Source organism: Telluria beijingensis (assembly GCF_030770395.1).
In the GTDB taxonomy this organism is placed as follows: Bacteria; Pseudomonadota; Gammaproteobacteria; order Burkholderiales; family Burkholderiaceae_D; genus Telluria; species Telluria beijingensis.
Genome location: NZ_CP132480.1, coordinates 2,583,223 through 2,600,371 on the forward strand (window position 1 = coordinate 2,583,223; position 17,149 = coordinate 2,600,371).

General features: G+C 68.3%; 13 protein-coding genes. 6 read left to right on the forward strand and 7 right to left on the reverse strand.

Annotated elements, in window-relative coordinates; translation table 11 throughout:
- Positions 1 to 104 precede the first annotated feature (104 nt).
- Positions 105 to 2,450, forward strand: coding sequence for a hybrid sensor histidine kinase/response regulator (locus Q9246_RS11525; RefSeq protein WP_306397682.1), 2,346 nt, complete (start codon positions 105 to 107; stop codon positions 2,448 to 2,450).
- Between the two features lie 181 nt (positions 2,451 to 2,631).
- Here the strand turns inward: Q9246_RS11525 and Q9246_RS11530 are convergent, their stop codons facing one another.
- Both Q9246_RS11530 and Q9246_RS11535 read right to left on the reverse strand, forming a co-directional pair.
- Positions 2,632 to 3,810: a glycosyltransferase gene (locus tag Q9246_RS11530; RefSeq protein ID WP_306397683.1), complete on the reverse strand. Its 1,179-nt coding sequence runs from the start codon at positions 3,808 to 3,810 to the stop codon at positions 2,632 to 2,634.
- A 379-nt stretch (positions 3,811 to 4,189) separates the two neighbouring features.
- Positions 4,190 to 5,392, reverse strand: a complete 1,203-nt coding sequence (locus Q9246_RS11535; protein ID WP_306397684.1) for a DUF2863 family protein — start codon at positions 5,390 to 5,392, stop codon at positions 4,190 to 4,192.
- A gap of 131 nt (positions 5,393 to 5,523) precedes the next feature.
- On the opposite strand from Q9246_RS11535, the gene Q9246_RS11540 reads away from it, so the two are divergent.
- Together Q9246_RS11540 and Q9246_RS11545 are read left to right on the forward strand one after the other, a co-directional pair.
- Positions 5,524 to 6,825 carry an NCS2 family permease gene (locus tag Q9246_RS11540; protein ID WP_306397685.1) on the forward strand — a complete coding sequence of 434 codons (1,302 nt, stop codon included), beginning with the start codon at positions 5,524 to 5,526 and terminating at the stop codon, positions 6,823 to 6,825.
- A 76-nt stretch (positions 6,826 to 6,901) separates the two neighbouring features.
- A complete protein-coding gene (locus Q9246_RS11545) occupies positions 6,902 to 7,705 on the forward strand; it encodes a DUF481 domain-containing protein (RefSeq protein WP_306397686.1) in 804 nt (267 codons plus the stop codon).
- Here Q9246_RS11545 and Q9246_RS11550 read toward each other — a convergent pair.
- From Q9246_RS11550 to Q9246_RS11560, 3 genes are read right to left on the reverse strand one after another with little or no spacing between them, the layout of a single operon-like run.
- Positions 7,693 to 8,181 carry a GNAT family N-acetyltransferase gene (locus Q9246_RS11550; protein ID WP_306397687.1) on the reverse strand — a complete coding sequence of 163 codons (489 nt, stop codon included), beginning with the start codon at positions 8,179 to 8,181 and terminating at the stop codon, positions 7,693 to 7,695. The genes Q9246_RS11545 and Q9246_RS11550 overlap by 13 nt on opposite strands.
- Entirely contained in the window at positions 8,178 to 9,485 is a 1,308-nt protein-coding gene (locus tag Q9246_RS11555) for an MFS transporter (RefSeq protein ID WP_306397688.1), read from the reverse strand. The genes Q9246_RS11550 and Q9246_RS11555 overlap by 4 nt, the downstream gene beginning before the upstream one ends.
- On the reverse strand, positions 9,482 to 9,802 hold the full coding sequence (locus Q9246_RS11560) for a thioredoxin family protein (RefSeq protein ID WP_306397689.1): 321 nt from the start codon (positions 9,800 to 9,802) through the stop codon (positions 9,482 to 9,484). The genes Q9246_RS11555 and Q9246_RS11560 overlap by 4 nt, the downstream gene beginning before the upstream one ends.
- A 171-nt stretch (positions 9,803 to 9,973) precedes the next feature.
- On the opposite strand from Q9246_RS11560, the gene Q9246_RS11565 reads away from it, so the two are divergent.
- The 3 genes from Q9246_RS11565 (at position 9,974) to Q9246_RS11575 (ending at position 11,700) form a co-directional block, all read left to right on the forward strand.
- Positions 9,974 to 10,150: a DUF3606 domain-containing protein gene (locus Q9246_RS11565; RefSeq protein ID WP_306397690.1), complete on the forward strand. Its 177-nt coding sequence runs from the start codon at positions 9,974 to 9,976 to the stop codon at positions 10,148 to 10,150.
- A 98-nt stretch (positions 10,151 to 10,248) separates the two neighbouring features.
- Complete coding sequence (locus Q9246_RS11570) at positions 10,249 to 11,088, forward strand: glucose 1-dehydrogenase (protein WP_306397691.1); 840 nt, start codon at positions 10,249 to 10,251, stop codon at positions 11,086 to 11,088.
- Positions 11,089 to 11,700, forward strand: a complete 612-nt coding sequence (locus tag Q9246_RS11575) for a M23 family metallopeptidase (protein ID WP_306397692.1) — start codon at positions 11,089 to 11,091, stop codon at positions 11,698 to 11,700.
- Here Q9246_RS11575 and Q9246_RS11580 read toward each other — a convergent pair.
- On the reverse strand, positions 11,624 to 14,134 hold the full coding sequence (locus tag Q9246_RS11580; RefSeq protein ID WP_306397693.1) for a transglycosylase domain-containing protein: 2,511 nt from the start codon (positions 14,132 to 14,134) through the stop codon (positions 11,624 to 11,626). The two genes, Q9246_RS11575 and Q9246_RS11580, sit on opposite strands and share 77 nt — an antisense overlap.
- 81 nt (positions 14,135 to 14,215) lie before the next feature.
- Positions 14,216 to 17,029 carry a bifunctional diguanylate cyclase/phosphodiesterase gene (locus tag Q9246_RS11585; RefSeq protein WP_306397694.1) on the reverse strand — a complete coding sequence of 938 codons (2,814 nt, stop codon included), beginning with the start codon at positions 17,027 to 17,029 and terminating at the stop codon, positions 14,216 to 14,218.
- Positions 17,030 to 17,149: the final 120 nt, after the last annotated feature.

The following is a 17,149-nucleotide window of genomic DNA, read 5'->3' on the forward strand; positions in this document are numbered from 1 at the left end:
CGCTGCACCAAAACAGCGCAAAGTGTTGACATGGCCCTGTCAGGCACTTAGATTGCCGAAATAGCCAGATTGCCTGAATAACCACCTTGATGGGCCACGAACACTTGACCGACAACACAGACAACGGCAACCGCAGGAGCGTCCTGTTCATCTGCAAGCGCGCCATCGACGATCCGATCGTCAACCAGGTTTCGCGCGAGCTGGACCAGACCATCGTCCGGGCCACCACGCCGCTCGACGGCCTGGCCCAGTCGCGCGCAGGCGATTTCGCCCTGATCCTGGTTGGCTACTCGGGCGACGCCCAGGGCATGCTCGACACGATCCGCGCGGTGCGCGCCAATCCACGCTCCAGCCGCACCCCGATCGTCGCGGTCGGCCTGCCGCAGCCGATGCCGTTTCCCCAGGAACTCCTGTACGACGTCGGCGCCATCGCCGTGCTGACCGAGCCGCTCTCGCCCACCATCCTGCGCGCCAAGGCGCGCTTCTATATCGACGCCTTCGACAGCCAGCGCGAGCGGCGCCGCGCCGAGGCCGAGCTGGAGCAGACCCGCTCGCGCCTGGAACGCATCGTCGAAGCGGCCGAGCTGGGCATCTGGTCATGGGACATCGCGGCCGACCGGGTCGAGGCCGATACCCGCATGGCGGCCCTGTTCGGCGTGGCGCCCGAGCGCCGTCTCGATGCGCCGATTGCGGACTACCTGGCCGCGATCCATTCCGACGACGTCGCGCCGACCGTGGCCCAGATCGACGCGGCGATCGCTGGCGCTGGCGGCTACGCCGCCACCTACCGGATCCGGGCCGGCAACGGATGGCGCTGGATGATCGCGCGCGGCCACGTCGAGTACGGCGCCGACGGCGCCCCGCGCGAGGTGCACGGCGTGGTGATGGACGCCACCCGCCAACGCGAGGCCGAACAGCAGCTGCGCGCCACCGAGGAGCGCTACCGCACCGTGTTCGATTCGATCGACGAGGGCCTGTGCGTGATCGACATGCTCTACGACACCGAAGGTAGGCCCTGCGACTACCGCTTCGTGGAGGCCAATCCGGCCTTCATCAAGCACACCGGCCTGGCCGACGCGGTGGGCCGCACCATCCGCGAGATGGTGCCCGGGCACGAGCAGCACTGGTTCGACATCTACGGCCAGGTGGCGGCTACCGGCGAGGCGGTGCGCTACGAGAACGAGGCCAAGGGCCTGGACCGCTGGTACGACGTGTACGCCGTGCGCCTGGGCGGGCCCGAGAATCGCCGGGTCGCGGTGCTGTTCACCGACATCACCGAACGGCGCCGCTCCGAAGCCGCGCTGAGGCGCATGGCGGCCGACCTGTCCGAAGCCAACCGGCTCAAGACCGAATTTCTGGCCACCCTTGCGCACGAGCTGCGCAACCCGCTGGCGCCGATCCGCAGCGGCCTGCAGTTCATCCGGCGCGCACCCGGCGACCTGGATGCCGTCGCGCGCGTGCAGGACATCATGGAACGCCAGCTGGACCACCTGGTGAACCTGGTGGACGACCTGCTCGACGTGGCGCGCATCACGCGCGGCCAGGTCGAGCTGCGGCGCGAGCGGATCGAACTGGCGACCGTCCTGGCGGCGGCGGCCGAGACCAGCATGCCCCTGATCGAGGCGGCGCGCCACGGCTTCGACCTGCGCCTCCCGGGCGAGGCGCTGGCGCTCGACGCCGACCCTACCCGCCTGACCCAGGTGGTGAGCAACCTGCTGAACAATGCGGCGCGTTATACGCCCAAGGGAGGCAGCATCGTGCTGGCCGCCGCGCGCGAGGGCGACGAGGCGGTGGTGACGGTGTCCGACAACGGGATCGGGATCGCGCCCGACAAGCTGGACGACGTGTTCCGCATGTTCACCCAGGTCGGCCAGGCGCAGCAGCCGGGATCGGGTGGGCTGGGGATCGGCCTGTCGCTGGTGCGCAGCCTGGTCGAACTCCACGGCGGCAGCGTGGGCGCCGCCAGCACCGGCACCAATGCCGGCAGCGTGTTCACGGTGCGCCTGCCGCTCGCCGCCGACGCGGCGCCTTCCCTTCCCGCCGGCGAAGCGGGCGATACGGGAAGCCAGGTGGCGGAGGACGCGCCGGCGACAGGATGCAGCGTGCTGGTGGTCGACGACAACCGCGACGCGGCCGAGACCCTGGCCGCCCTGCTGAACATGATGGGCCACCGCGCGCCGGTCGCTAACGACGGCCGCCAGGCGCTGCGCATGCTGCCCAGCCTGATGCCGGACGTGGTGTTCCTGGACCTGGGCATGCCGGGGATGTCGGGCTATGAGGTGGCGGCCGCGATCCGGCAGGATCCGCGCCTGGCGGGGATCCGCCTGGTGGCGCTGACCGGGTGGGGAGGAGAAGCCGACCGCGCCAAGACCAGCGCGGCGGGGTTCGATGAACACCTGACCAAGCCGGCAACGGTGGAAGCGATCGAGGAAGTGCTCAGGAGGGTGTGAGCGTCTTTGTATATTCTTTTGTTAGCCCCAAAGCGTCGTCCCCGCGAAGGCGGGGACCCAAGTTTTCATGCGCAGCCACTCGTGGTATCTGAAGTGGCAGTGCAGGCAACCTTGGGTCCCCGCCTGCGCGGGGACGACGTGGTGGCTTGGCTGATCCTATCGGTTCAGCCCAGTCTCTCGTTTATCCGACCTGCGCTACCGGCAGCGTTTCGGCCTGCACGTGGGCGGCTTCCTGGCCGGCGGCAAAGAAGCGCTCGACCTTGTTGCCCGGCACCGCGCTGCCGATCAGGTCATGCATGCGGCTGGCGGTCAGGTCCCACGAGGTGCCGGCCACGATTTCGCGCATGCGGCGCGCCTGGCCCTGGCGTTCGTCGGCGTCCAGCGCCAGCTGGCGCTCGCAGGCGGCGATGAAGTCCTGGTGCGACTCGGCGATTTCGACGATGTCGCCATACGGCACCTTGACGTCGGTGATCGGCGTCGACACGCAAGGCAGCTCGGCGGCCATGTATTCGAGCACCTTGGTCGGGCTGATGAACTTGGTCGAGTCGTTCATCGCGAACGGCAGCAGGCAGACGTCCCAGCCGGCCAGGAACTGCGGCAGCTGGTCGTAGGTGCGCTGGCCCATGTAGTGGACGTTCGGCTGCTTGGGCAGGGTCGCCGGGTCGATCTTGACCACCGGGCCGACCAGCACGATCTGCCATTCGGGATGGGCGTCGGCCATGCTGGAGACCAGGTCGACGTCGAAACGCTCGTCGATCACGCCGTAGAAGCCCAGGCGCGGATGCGGGATGTGGGCCTGGTCCGGGTGCGAGATCGCGCGCTCCTGGGCCTGGCGGAAGTGTTTGGCGTCGACGCTGCTGGAGAAGCAGTGGGCGTTGGCGTGGCGGTCGCGCTTGGACTGGTACAGGCTCGGGCCGCCGGTGAAGACGACGTCGGCGATGTTCAGCAGTGCGCTTTCGCGTTGCAGCAGCTGCTTCGGCGCATTCTTGAACATGGCCAGTTCGTCCATGCAGTCGTAGATCACCTTCAATGGCTTGAACACCTGCAGCAGCGGCAGCGCCATCGGGGTGTAGAACCAGACGATCGGCGCCGCGTCCTGCGGCACCACGTCGGCCAGCAGCGCTTGCAGGGTCGGCAACTGGTCGTCATGGAAACCGAACTGCTGGATCGGCGTATGCGGGCGGCAGACGGTGATGTTCGGGGCGACTTCGGTTTTTTCCAGACGTGCCTCGCCCTCGGTATGCATCGGTTCTTCCACGAAGAGGATGTCGTAGTGTTCGGCCAGGCGGGTCATCAGGTGCTGGGGGCGCTGGAACACGAAGTCCCAGCGGAGGTGGCAAAACACGATCAGGGTCGGCATGTCGATTTCCTTTCGCCTTGGGGGCGCTCTAGTTGTTGGCAAGGTACACCGGACCGGTTCTTCTCTCTCTCACAAGGCCGTGGCGGCGCACGGGAACCCGGTCGGACCATGGCATCCTAGCATGCAATTTTCCCAATATTTTCAGTTATGCAAAGCAAGATTGCGGCTGGTGTCACAAATATTGTGGTCTAACTGCTGTGCCTCATAGGGAGAGTCCGTCTTCCAGGCAAGTCCCTGTAAGGCGCCTCCTACAGCAACACAAGAAAATCAACTACGTAAAAACGGCAAAAACTTTACTGTTTGCATCGGAATCGCGGGCCGAATACGCCTGTTTACCGCCCTCTCGGCCAGGCCGGGCGAAGGCCCGGCCCCTGCCGCATCAAGCCGGGTGATAAGGTTCGGCGCCCTCGGCATGGCCGTCGGCGCTGAAGCCGGTCGCTACCGACACGCCTTCAAGGCCCAGCGACAATAGTGCGTCGCACAATTCGTCGACCTCGGCGGCCAGGTCGGCGGCCAGGTCGACCGGCTTCTCGACGCTCCCCCACGGCAGGCCGCCGTCAAGCGCATACAGGTTGGCGCGCAGCACGACGTGCTCGCCCATGTCGAGCGGCGCCACCGCGGCGTGCACCGCGTCGGGGTCGAGGTCTTTCGCCTCCAGCAGGCGCCTGGCCTCGGCCAGCACGCCGAGCGTCGCCAGCTCGGCCACGCCCTGCTCCTTGGCACCGTAGAACAGGTCCTGGTACAGGAAGTTGAGTTCCAGGCGGTCCGGGTCGCGCGCCAGCAGGCGCGCCACCAGCGGCGCCACGGCCTCGGTCCAGCCGCGGTAACGCTCCAGGCGTGCGGCGAACCACGCATCGCTGCCCGCTTCGTCCTTCGGGATGCGGTAGAACGGATCGTCGGCGCGCTTGAGCGAGAAGCCGAGCAGGAAGCGCAGTTCGAGCGCGGTCTCGTCGGGCGCCACGGGTTCGCCGGTCCAGCCGCGCATGCTGGCCTCGATGGTCGGCGCCGGCTGCAATTTCTTTTCCAGCAGCGAGGCGGCGGCTTCGCGCAGCATCTGGTGCAGCGTGCCGAAGGGCACGTGGTCGATCTCGGCCAGGTCGTAGGCATGCTGCAGCAGCACCACCCGTGCGCCCTTGCCGTCCAGGCCATGGGCCTGGAAACTGGCGACCAGCTGTTCGAACGCGGCTTCGTCCTGGAAGGTCTCGAGGGCATCCAGGCCGCCGCGGCTGCGCACGAACAGCGGCACCAGGAAGGCGTCGATCTCGTACTCCGGGCCTTCCTCGCGGCGCAGCAGCAGGGTCGCCGCTTCTTCCTCGATCCGCGCGCGCAGCAGGCGGCAGGCCAGTGGATCGGTGTAGCGCGCCAGTTCGATGGCCTCGTACAGCACCTCGTCGTGCTTCTTGCGGATCGCCTTGCGCACCAGGCTGGCCAGGGCTTCTTCCTGTTCACCGCCGGGGCCTGCGTCGTCCTCGCGTTCGGCGATTTCGAGGGCCATATCGGCCATCAACCGGGCCTGGCGCTCGGTATCGGGTTCGCGCGTATTGTTCGAGGTGCGGGGGGCGGGACGCTTGTTCTTCGGCATGGTGTCGATAGATGATGGAGGTTCGAGCCGGCATGGTAACACCGCGGCGTGCGCCGGCGTAGTGCGACGGCCTGCAGGCGGCGTGGCGCGATGTTATGCTTCGGGCAAAAAACACCCTGCGAAAGCCCCCGATGCTCGACAAACTCTTCAAACTCAGCGAGAACAACACCACCATCCGCACCGAGATGATGGCCGGGCTGACCACCTTCCTGACGATGGTGTACATTATCTTCGTCAATCCCTCGATCCTGGGCGATGCCGGCATGCCGAAGGAATCGGTATTCGCCGCCACCTGCCTGGTGGCCGCCGGCGGCACCGCCATCATGGGCCTGTACGCCAACTACCCGATCGCGATGGCGCCCGGCATGGGCCTGAACGCCTATTTCGCCTACGCCGTCGTGCTCGGCATGGGCATCCCGTGGCAGGCGGCGCTGGGCGCCGTGTTCATCTCGGGCTGCCTGTTCATCCTGGTCACCCTGGTCGGCCTGCGCGCCATGATCGTGGACGGCATCCCGCGTTCGATGCGGGTCGCCATCACGGTGGGCCTGGGCATGTTCCTGGCCCTGATCGCCCTCAAGAATGCCGGCATCGTGGTCGCCAGCGAAGCCACCCTGGTCAAGGCCGGCGACCTGCACGCGCCCGCCGCGATCATGGCCGTCGTCGGCTTCTTCGCCATCGTGGCGCTGGACCGGCTGCGGGTGCGCGGCGCAATCCTGATCGGCATCGTGCTGGTGACAGTGCTCAGCTTCTTCTTCGGCGGGAATACCTACCAGGGGCTGTTCTCGCTGCCGCCGTCGATCGAACCGACCCTGTTCCAGCTCGACATCCCGGGCGCGCTGGCGGCCGGCATCCTGAACGTGGTGCTGGTGTTCTTTTTGGTCGAACTGTTCGACGCCACCGGCACCCTGATGGGCGTGGCGCGCCGCGCCGGCCTGCTGGTCGAGGGCAGGCCCGACCCCGGCGACCGGATGGGCAAGGCCCTGCTGGCCGACAGCGGCGCGATCGTGGCCGGCAGCGTGCTGGGCACTTCCAGCACCACTGCCTACTTGGAGAGCGCATCCGGCGTCCAGGCCGGCGGGCGTACCGGTCTGACCGCGCTGACGGTGGCGGCGCTGTTCCTGGCCTGCCTGTTCATCGCGCCGCTGGCGGCCGTGGTGCCGCCCTACGCCACCGCGCCGGCGCTGCTGTTCGTGGCCTGCCTGATGCTGTCCGACCTGGGCGACGTCGAGTGGGGCGACAGCACCGAAAGCATTCCGGCCGCCGTTACCGCGCTGGGCATGCCGTTCACCTATTCGATTGCCGAGGGCATTGCCTTCGGCTTCATCAGCTACGCGGTGCTCAAGCTGCTGACCGGGCGCGCGCGCGAGGTCAGGCCGGTGGTATGGGTGATCGCCGCCCTGTTCGCTTTCAAGATCGTTTACGTGGGCGCTTGAGGCATCGTCGTGCCCGAATGCATGGCATCGCGCTGTCTTTGCGTTACAATGTCGGGCAAACCCAGCCTTACCACAGATGCTGATGAAACCTTATTCGATCCTGGTGCTGGCCCTGGCCGGCATTCCGGGTGTGGCGCTTGCCGCTCCCGACCTTCCTCAAATCGGCAACGTCCATGCGCCACTGGCGGTCGCGATGCCGGAGATCCCCGATGGCGGCTGGTTCACGTCCGCCGAACTGGGCGCGATCACGACCTCGGGCAATACCAACGGCACCTCGGTCACCGGCAAGATCGACGCCCGCCACGAGACGGCGCGCTGGAGCCATGAGTTCATCGCCAGCGGCTACTTCAAGGAAGACGAGTACGAGGACGAATACGGCGAGCGCCAGAAGAGCCGTTCGGCCCAGCGCTGGGCCACCTCGGCCAAGGCCTCGCTCAAGCTGCTGGGCGACGGCCGCCGCGCCTTCGTGCTGGCCACCCATACCAACGACCGCTTCGGCGCCTACCGCCAGTATTCGACGATCGGCATCGGTTACGGCTCGCGCTGGTACACGGCGCCCGACAAGACGCTGGACATCGAGATCGGTCCGGGCTACTCCGTCGGCGAGCGCGACAACGAGGAAGAAGAAAAAGGCATGACGGTGCGTAGCGCGGCCCAGTTCCGCTGGCAGGTCAGCCCGTCCGCCTTCTTCGCCCAGACCGTCAGCGTCGAGAAAGGCACCGGCAACACCCACTCGGTGGCCGAGACCTCGCTCAGCACCAAGATCAACGGCAGCATGCAGATGAAGGCCGGCTTCAGCGTGCGCAACGACAGCAACGTCCCCGAAGACAAGAAGAACACCGATACCCAGACCTCGCTGACGATGGTCTATTCGTTCTGAGCGGCCGCGCGCCGCCAGCATAGTTCGAGCGTGGGGCCGTCGTCGCGCAACAGCGTGAACGCCAGCCCCTCGTACAGCCTGCGCGCCGCGACGTTGTCGCTGCGCACCCGCAGCGCGATCCATTCATGCTCTACCTGCAGCGCCGCCAGCACGGCGCGCGCGATGCCCCGGCGCCTTGCCGCCGTCGCCACCGACAGGTCGACCACGCGCAATCCGCCGCCGGCGCGGTCCAGCGCCACGCGTCCCACCGGGCGCCTCGCCTCCAGTAGCAACCAGTCTTCCAGCGCCGGATAACGGCGCGCGTAATCGTCGACCTGCATCTGGCGCTGGTGACACGCGATCCCTTCGATGACCCCGCGCGGCACCGGCAGCGCGGCCAGATCCGGCCGCGTCTCCAGGTACAGCGTCGCGAGGAAGGCCTCGTCGGCAGGCCCGGGCGCGCGTGCCTCCAGGCCGCCGAGGCAGCGCGCGCTCACCTGGCCACGGGCGCCGGCACGAGGTCCTTGACCAGCACCAGGGCCGCCAGGCTGATCAACGCCGCCGCGCTCAGGTAGTAGCCAACGAACTCGAGCCCGTAGTTGGTGCCCAGCCAGAGCGCGATATACGGCGCCACCGAGGCGCCCAGGATGCTGGCGAAATTGAAGGTCAGCGACGACCCCGTATAGCGCACCTCGGCCGGGAACAGCTCGGCCAGCAGGGTGCCGAGCGGTCCGTAGGTGAAGCCGACCAGGCACATGCCGAGCACCATGAACAGCGTCACCGCCATCCAGCCGCCCGAGCCGAACAGCGGCCCGTACAGCAGCCCGAACACGGCGATGGCAGCGCTGACCAGCATCATGGCGCTGCGCCGCCCGCGGCTGTCGGCCAGCAGCGCCGACGGCGGGATCGTGAGCGCGAAGAACACCACCGCGACCAGTTGCAGCACCAGGAATTGCTGGCGCGTATAGCCCAGCCGGGCGGTGCCCCAGCTCAGGGCGAACACCGTCATCAGGTAGAAGATGACGAAGGTCGACAGCGCGACCAGGGTGCCCAGCACCAGCGCCCGGCGGTGATCGCGCAGCACCGTCACCACCGGCACTTTCACGCGCGCCTTGTTGTCGAGCACCTTCTGGAAATCGGGCGTCTCGGTGATCTTCAGGCGGATGTAGAGGCCCACCGCCACCAGCACGGCGCTGGCCAGGAAGGGAATGCGCCAGCCCCAGGCGAAGAAGGCATCATCGCCCATCAACTCACCCAGCAGCAGGAATACGCCGCCCGACAGGAAGAAGCCGATCGGCGCCCCCAGTTGCGGGAACATACCGTACCAGGCGCGCTTGCCGGGCGGCGCGTTCTCGGTCGCCAGCAGCACCGCCCCGCCCCATTCGCCGCCCAGGCCCAGGCCCTGGCCGAAGCGGCACAGCGCCAGCAGCAGCGGCGCCGCGACGCCGATCTGGGCATAGGTCGGCAGCATGCCGATCAGGATCGTCGAGATCCCCATCGTGAGCAGGGCTGCGACCAGGGTCGCCTTGCGCCCGATGCGGTCGCCGAAGTGGCCGAACAGCGCCGAGCCGACCGGGCGCGCGAAAAAGGCGATGGCGAAGGTCGCCAGCGACTGCAGCATGGCCGCGCCGGGATCGGCGGCCGGGAAGAACAGGCGCGGGAACACCAGCACCGCGGCGGTGGCGTAAATGTAGAAATCGTAGAACTCGATCGTGGTGCCGATCAGGCTTGCGAACAGGACGGTGCGGGGCTTGTTGGCGGATGCCGGCGCGGCCGGGTCGACGAATACCGCGTCGCTCATGCACCCGCCTGGGCCAGCGCCTGGCGCACCGCATCGGCGTCGACCGGCCGCACCACGCGCGCCACCTCTTGCCCGTCCTTCAGCACCACCACGGTCGGCCACAGCTTGATGCGAAACGAGCGCCCCAGCGGCCGGCCGGGGCCGTCCTCGACCTTGATGTGCCGGGCGGCGGGATGGTCGGCCAGGGCCTGCTCGATCAGCGGCTCGGCGGCGCGGCAGTAGCCGCACCAATTGGCGCCGAAGTCGAGGGCGACCAGGCCAGGCGTGGCGTCGATGACGCTGCGTTCGGGTTGTGCGCTTGCATAAGGTGCGGGCATGGGGTCTCCGTATTCTTGCTATTCGAATACTGCAAGCGTACCTCAAATCCGGCCGCCTGGCATGTCCCATCGCGGTCCTTGGCCGCCGATCGCGCGCCAGCGTGTGGCAGCTAACGGAAACCGCCGCCCGAGGCTGTCACCCTGTGCGCATCGCCTAACAAGGAGCCCATCATGTCGGATGACCTGAACAAGCGCGGTGAGCAGGACCGTTCCCGCATCAATATCCATGAAGAGCACGAGGTGCGCTACTGGACCGAGGCCCTCGGTGTGACCCGCGAAGAGCTGCAGCGCGCCGTCGAGCAGGTTGGCGTCAGCGCCAGCGCGGTGCGCGAGCACCTCGGTCGCTGAGGCTCGCGCTTCGCGACGCCGACTCATCACGAGTCGCGTCCAGCACGCGGACCGCCCGGTCCGCGTTTCATTTGTACGTCCCAGACAAGGAGTTATCGATGGAAATTCCGAAGCAACAGCAGCAACCGCCCGGCCATGAAGCGCTGCTCACGCCGCAAGCCGACCATGGCGAAACCAGCTACAAGGGCTCCGGCCGCCTGCAGGACAAAGCCACCGTGATCACCGGCGGCGACAGCGGCATCGGCCGCGCGGTCGCCCTTGCCTTCGCGCGCGAAGGCGCCGACGTCCTGATCTCCTACCTTAACGAACACGAGGACGCGAAGGAAACCGCGCGCCTGGTTGAGGGAGCCGGCCGTCGCGCAGTCCTGGTGCCGGGCGATATCGCCGACGCCGCCCACTGCCGCGCCATCGTCGACAAGGCGGTCGCGGAATTCGGCCGCATCGACGTGCTCGTGAACAATGCCGCCTTCCAGATGTCGCACGACTCGCTCGACGAGATCCCGGACGACGAGTGGGACTACACCTTCAAGGTCAATATCACCGCCATGTTCCACATCTGCAAGGCGGCGGTGAAGCATATGGCCCCGGGCTCGTCGATCATCAACACGACGTCAATCAACTCGGACAATCCGAAGCCGACCCTGCTGGCCTACGCCACCACCAAGGGGGCGATCGCCAACTTCAGCGCCGGCCTGGCCCAGCTGCTGGCCGAAAAAGGCATCCGCGTGAACTCGGTGGCGCCAGGGCCGATCTGGACGCCCCTGATTCCGTCGACCATGCCGCCGGAAGAAGTCGAGAACTTCGGCAGCCAGGTGCCAATGAAGCGCGCCGGCCAGCCGAAAGAGGTGGCACCGGCATTCGTGATGCTGGCGTCTGACGAGGCCAGCTATATCTCGGGCGCGCGCATCGCGGTGACGGGCGGCACGCCGATCCTGTAGATGGGCGTCCTGCTCAGAACCCTGTTCGTGGCCGTCATCCTGGTGCTGGGATACGGCCTGCTCGAGCCCTATATCGAGCGGGCCCTGTACAGCATGCGCCTGGCGGCCATGCCCAAGCCGCAGGCGCTGCCGGTGCCGGTCGAGGGCGTGCGCCAACGCGCGCTGCGCGACACCTGGGGCGGCGCGCGCAGCGAAGGCCGCAAGCACGAGGGCATTGACATCTTCGCCAAGCGGGGCACGGCGGTGCGCTCGAGCACCGAAGGCATCGTGTCGCGGGTTGGCACCAACCGCCTGGGCGGCCTGGTGGTCTGGGTGCTCGGACCCGGCGGCCAGCGTCACTATTATGCCCACCTGGACAGCTATTCCGACGTCGAAGCTGGCATGCGCATCGAGGCCGGGCGGGTGCTGGGCTATGTCGGCAATACCGGCAATGCCAAGGGGACGCCGCCGCACCTGCATTACGGGATCTACGACACCGAGGGCGCCATCAATCCCTATCCGCTGCTGAAGGCCGATCCGGACCTGCGGGCGCCGGCTACAGCTCCGACGGCAGTGGCAGCGGAACCGGATCGCCCGACGGGGTCGGGACGCCCGTCGGCGGCGGCGCGATAGGGGCGGCCTCGGTCGGCTCGATCGCCTGCACCGGCTCGATCTGTTCCGGCGCCGGCAGGACCGGCATTTCGTCCGGGCCCTCGACCGGCGTCACTTCCTGCGCCTCGTCCTCCAGGAAAACTTCTTCAGGCTCTTCTTCCACGACGTAGCGGCGCGGCTCCGGTGCGCGCCAGCCGGGCAGTACCGCCTTGGCATCCAGGCTGCCGGCGTCGAAGGCGCCGCGGAAGAAGTCGCCCACCACCAGCGCCGCATTGTGGCCGCCCTGCCCCCAGTAGCTGCTGCGGATCGTGACCCGGTTGTCGTTGAAGCCGACCCAGGCCCCGGCCACCAGGTTCGGATGCATCATGATGAACCAGCCGTCCTGGTTGTTCTGGCTGGTGCCGGTCTTGGCGGCCAGGTCGCCGCGGATGCCGAAGCGGCTGCGCACGCCGTTGCCGGTGCCGCGGGTGACGACGCCGCGCAGCATGTCGATCAGGGCCACGGCCGATTCGCGCGACATCGCGCGCTCGGGCTGCCCGGTTCCGAAATCGGCCACCACATTGCCTTCGCGGTCCTCGATGCGGCGCACGAAGATCGGCGGCCGGTATTCGCCCTGGGCCGCGATCGTGGCATAGCTGCTGACCATCTCCAGCAGGGTGACCGGGCTGGTGCCGAGGGCCAGCGAGGGCACGGCCTCGAGCTTGCTCTGCCGCACGCCCAGCCCCTGGGCCAGGCGCACGATCGGGGCGATGCCCACTTCCTGGCTCACCTGGGCGGTGATCGTGTTCTTCGACAGGATCAGGCCGTCGCGCATCGGCATCGACCGGCCGCTATTGCCGTCCATATCGGTCGGGCGCCAGCTGCTGCCGTCGTCGCCGCGGAATTCCAGCACCACGTCGCGGTAGGCCTGGTCGGGCGGGATGCCCCGCTCCAGCGCCGCGCCGTAGACAAACGGCTTGAAGGTCGATCCCGGCTGGCGCGCGGCCTGGGCCACGTGGTCGTACTGGTCGCGCTCGAAGTCGCGGCTGCCGACCCAGGCCTTCACTTCGCCGCTGGCCGGGTCGATGGCGACGAAGCCGGCTTCCAGGCGCGACTTGGCGGCCTTGAGCTCGTTCATGAAGCCGCGCTCGCCCTTCAGGCGCTTGAGCGCGGCCGCCGGCTCTTCGCCGCCCTCGACCGCACTGCGGTAGGTGGCGCTTTCGCGCACGAAGGCGTCCAGCTCGCGCGCATGGGTGATCCAGTAATACGAGAACGGATCGATATTGGGACGGATCGACGTATAGGTGGCGGTGGCGGTCGAGCGCGGCACGTTGGGGTTGGCCCATTCGACGTCGGCGATCGCCTGCAGGATGTCGGCCTGGCGCCGCAGCGCGCGCTCGGCCGCCCGCTGCAGCTCGGGATCGAGCGTGGTGCGCACCACCAGGCCGTCCAGTTGCAGGTTGACGTCGTTCTGGTCGGCCCAGTCGAGCAGCCATTTGCGCACGTGGTGGGTGAAATGGTCGTCCTTGCCGCTGCGGTCGGGCAGGCGCGCGAAGCGCAGGCGCAGCGGACGTTTTACCAGCGCCGCGTAGCGCTTGTCGTCGAAGACGCCGTGCTTGCGCATCTGGCCCAGCACCACGTTGCGGCGCGCGAGCGAGCGCTCGGGATTGGCCACCGGATTGTAGTAGTGGGTGCCCTTGAGCATGCCGACCAGGGTGGCAGATTCGAGGACGTCGAGCTTGAGCGCCGGCTTGCCGAAGTACGTCCGCGCCGCCATCTCGATGCCGTAGGCGTTGTACAGGAAGGGCACCGTGTTCAGGTAGGCTTCCAGGATCTGCGTCTTGCCGTAGGTGTTCTCGATCTTGATCGCGGTGATCAATTCCTTCATCTTGCGGTTGATGCTGCGCGCGCGGCCGATCTCCTGCGGGAACATATTGCGCGCCAGCTGCTGGGTGATGGTCGAGCCGCCCTGCGGGTCGCCCTTGACGCTGGCCCACAAGGCGCCCGCCACGCGCTTGAAGTCGACCCCGTGGTGCTGGTAGAAGCGATGGTCTTCGGTCGCGACCAGGGCCTGGACCACGTGCGGCGAGACCTGCGACAGCTTGACCCGCTCCTGCAGGCCTTTCTCGAAGGTGCCGAGCGGCCGACCGCCAGCGTCCACGATCACGGACGGTCGTGAACGGCTGACCTGTTCCAGGTCGTCGATGCCGGGCGTGAACGGGATCAGGACCAGCAGCCAGGCCAGGATCGCCATCAGGCCGGCGGCCAGGCTCCATAGTGCGAGCAGGGCCAGCTTGACCGGCAGCGGCCGGCCGTGCAGGCGCTTGCCGGCGCCGGATTTGAGCGCCGCGGCCCCGGTTGAGGCGCCGGCCGCCAGGCGCCGCAGGAGCTGCCTGGCGCCCTGCCTGATGCGTTGCTGCACGGTTGGCGCAGCGTCTGCGGTTTCCGTGTTCTCGTCGGTGTGCTTCTGGTCCACTCGCTATCCTTGCCCTGATCAGACTGTCAATGTGCGGCAAGTATAGCCGACCGGAACACCGGCCACGGCACGCGAGAAGCTTCAGGCGGTGCTGGCGGCCGGCTCGACGCGGCCGGCGCGCAGCAGCGCCTCGACCCGCGTGGCCGGCTGCGGACGGCTGAATACGTGGCCCTGCACCTCGTCGCAGCCGCAGCCGCGCAGGTAGTCGAGCTGCTCGATCGTTTCCACCCCCTCGGCGATCACCTGCATGCGCAGGCCGTGGGCCAGCGAGATGATGGCGTCGACCAGGGCCGCGCCGTCCGGATTGCCGACGATGTCATGGACGAACGAGCGGTCGATCTTGAGCACGTCGACCGGCAGGCGTTTGAGGTATTGCAGGCTCGAATAGCCGGTGCCGAAATCGTCGATCGACAGCTTGACGCCCATGCGCTTGAGACATTCCATGGTGTGGATGGCGGCGTCGGCGTCGGCCATCATCATGCTCTCGGTGAGTTCGATCTCGAGCGAGGCTGGCGGCAGGCCGGTCTCGCCCAGCACCCGGGCCACGGTGTCGACCAGGTCGGGCTCGGCGAACTGGCGCGCCGACAGGTTGACCGCGATGCGCAGCGGTCCCAGGCCGGCGCGCTGCCAGCGCCGGTTCTGGCGGCAGGCCGCCTGCAGCACCCAGGCGCCGATCGGGACGATCAGGCCGGTTTCCTCGGCCAGCGCGATGAAACGGTCCGGGCGCACCACGCCCAGCAGCGGATGGCGCCAGCGGATCAGCGCCTCGTTGCCGACCACCATGCCGCTGGCCAGGTCGACCTGGGGCTGGAAGTGCAGCTCGAACTGCTCGTCCTGCAGCGCGTGGCGCAGCGCGCTCTCGAGGGCCAGGCGGTCGAAGGCCTGGGCGTTCATGTGCGGCGCATAGAACTGTACGCCGTTGCGCCCGCCCGACTTGGCGCGGTACATGGCGATCTCGGCATGCTTGACCAGGGTATCGGCGTCGAGCCCGTCGGCCGGATAAGCCGCCACCCCCGCACTGCAATTGAGCACCAGGCGCTGGCCGGCCAGCTGGATCGGTTCGGCCACCGCGTCGCGCACCTGCTGTATACGGGCCACGGCCTGGCGTTCGTCGGCATAGCCGACCAGCACCAGCACGAAATCGTCGCCGCCGACCCGGGCCGCGGTGTCGGCCGGCCGGATCGCCCCCTTGATGCGGGTGGCCAGCAGGCGCAGCGCCTCGTCGCCGGCGCGCCGCCCCAGGGTGTCGTTGATCAGCTTGAAGTGGTCGAAGTCGAGCAGCACGGTCCACACCGGCAACTCGCCCGCATTCGCGATGGCGCGCTCGATGCGGTCGGCCAGCAGCGCGCGGTTGGCCAGACCGGTGAGCGTGTCGTAGTGGGCGTGGCGCGCCAGCTCGGCCTCGTAGCGCTTGGCGGTGGTGACGTCGTAGACGGTCACCACGAAATGGCCGGCCTGGCCGTCCGGCCGGCGCACCGGCGCCACGTAGACGTCGCCGATCAGCTCGGCGCCGTCGGGGGTGTGGAGGGTGAGCAGCGCGTGGTCCTCGCGCTGCTGGCGCAGGGCGCGGCGCAGCTCTTCCATCGCCGGCTGCTCGGCGTCGAGGCCGGCGAGCAGCTTGAGCGGCTGGCCGGCCAGCTCGCGCGCGGGCCGGCCGAAGGTGCGCTCGCAGGCCGGGTTCGCGTATTCGATCGGGTAGCCCGGCTGCTCGGCGTCGACCAGCAGGATCGGGTTGGCGCTCGCCTCCATCGCGCGCTCGTACAGGCGCAGCGCGCCGGTGGCGCGCTCGAGCGCCGCGGTGCGCTGCTCGACCAGGGCTTCGATGCGGCGCGTGCGCGCCACCCGCTGTTGCACCAGTCCGCCGGCCGCGAAACTCAGCACCAGGCCGAGCGCCATCGCGACCAACTCGGCCATGTGCGCGCCCAGCGCCGGCGGCTGTTCCTCGACCACTACCTGCCACGGGCTGCCGGCGATCTCGAACGCTTCCACGTGGCGCAGGTTCATGCCGTCCAGCAGGCGTTCCCACCAGCCGTCGGGCGCGGCCAGGCTGCCGTGCTGGTAGGCGGTGATGGGGTTGCCGAGGGCGTCCGGTCCGCGCAGCGACAGGGCGAAATTGTCGTCGTCGAGCAGGCGCACCGATTCGAGGGTGCCGCCGACCAGCAGGGCGACGTCGATCACCACCTCGGTGGTGCCGATCACGGTCGCACGCCGCTCCCTGGCTTCCAGCGGCCGCACGCCGGGACGGTAGACCGGCAGGATGATCAGGACGCCGTGGCGCGCGCCGCCGCCCTGCAGCAGGTCGATGATCGGACTGGCGGCGGGTTCGCCGCTATCGATCGCGCGCTGGGTATAGACCCGCTGCGGCGCGTTGGACCAGGCGTCGTAGCCGAAGGTGACTTCGTTGCCGACGATCGGAGCCACGTAGTCGTTGACCAGGTAGCGGTCGCGTTCGCCGGCCCGGACCAGGGCCGGCTCCCCGGTCCTGATCCGCTGGCGGATCGCGAAGCCGGGCCAGAAGGCGGCGCGCGCGGCCTCGAAGGCGGCGCGTTCGGCGCGGCCCACGAAGCGCTGAAAGACCAGCGCCTGCAGGTAGCCGTGGCGCGCCACCAACGGCTGGGCAAAGGAGTCGAATTCGGCGCGCGTGATTTCCTCGGAAGCGCGGAAGAACAGGTTGACGGCGCGCGCGGCATCCGTGGCCTCGGCAAATGCCCGGGTGACGGCGGCGACCCGCACCACGGCGCGCTGGTCGAACTCGGCCTGGGCGCGGTCGTATTCGATCTTGCGCACCGCGCCGCACAGCACGGACGTCAGCAGCAGGCCGAGCAAGCAGGTCCCCAGCGCGGGCCGGGACAGGCCGCGCCCGGGTACGGCAGGATGGGCGAATGCGCTACGCATGATCCATGCTAGCGCAGAACCGGGGCTTCGGGGGACCCGCCATGCAAAAAGAGCGCACCGCCCGCCCCGCTGCGCGGGCCGTTCGATTATCATCTCGCCCATGCCCCCGAAATCCTCGCC

Bases quoted from the DNA above. Each gene is read 5' to 3' on its own strand.
- Q9246_RS11560 (WP_306397689.1), bottom strand. From the start codon at position 9,802: ATGCCCGCACCTTATGCAAGCGCACAACCCGAACGCAGCGTCATCGAC.
- Q9246_RS11575 (WP_306397692.1), top strand. From the start codon at position 11,089: ATGGGCGTCCTGCTCAGAACCCTGTTCGTGGCCGTCATCCTGGTGCTG.
- Q9246_RS11555 (WP_306397688.1), bottom strand. From the start codon at position 9,485: ATGAGCGACGCGGTATTCGTCGACCCGGCCGCGCCGGCATCCGCCAAC.
- Q9246_RS11540 (WP_306397685.1), top strand. From the start codon at position 5,524: ATGCTCGACAAACTCTTCAAACTCAGCGAGAACAACACCACCATCCGC.
- Q9246_RS11565 (WP_306397690.1), top strand. From the start codon at position 9,974: ATGTCGGATGACCTGAACAAGCGCGGTGAGCAGGACCGTTCCCGCATC.
- Q9246_RS11585 (WP_306397694.1), bottom strand. From the start codon at position 17,029: ATGCGTAGCGCATTCGCCCATCCTGCCGTACCCGGGCGCGGCCTGTCC.
- Q9246_RS11570 (WP_306397691.1), top strand. From the start codon at position 10,249: ATGGAAATTCCGAAGCAACAGCAGCAACCGCCCGGCCATGAAGCGCTG.
- Q9246_RS11545 (WP_306397686.1), top strand. From the start codon at position 6,902: ATGCTGATGAAACCTTATTCGATCCTGGTGCTGGCCCTGGCCGGCATT.
- Q9246_RS11535 (WP_306397684.1), bottom strand. From the start codon at position 5,392: ATGCCGAAGAACAAGCGTCCCGCCCCCCGCACCTCGAACAATACGCGC.
- Q9246_RS11530 (WP_306397683.1), bottom strand. From the start codon at position 3,810: ATGCCGACCCTGATCGTGTTTTGCCACCTCCGCTGGGACTTCGTGTTC.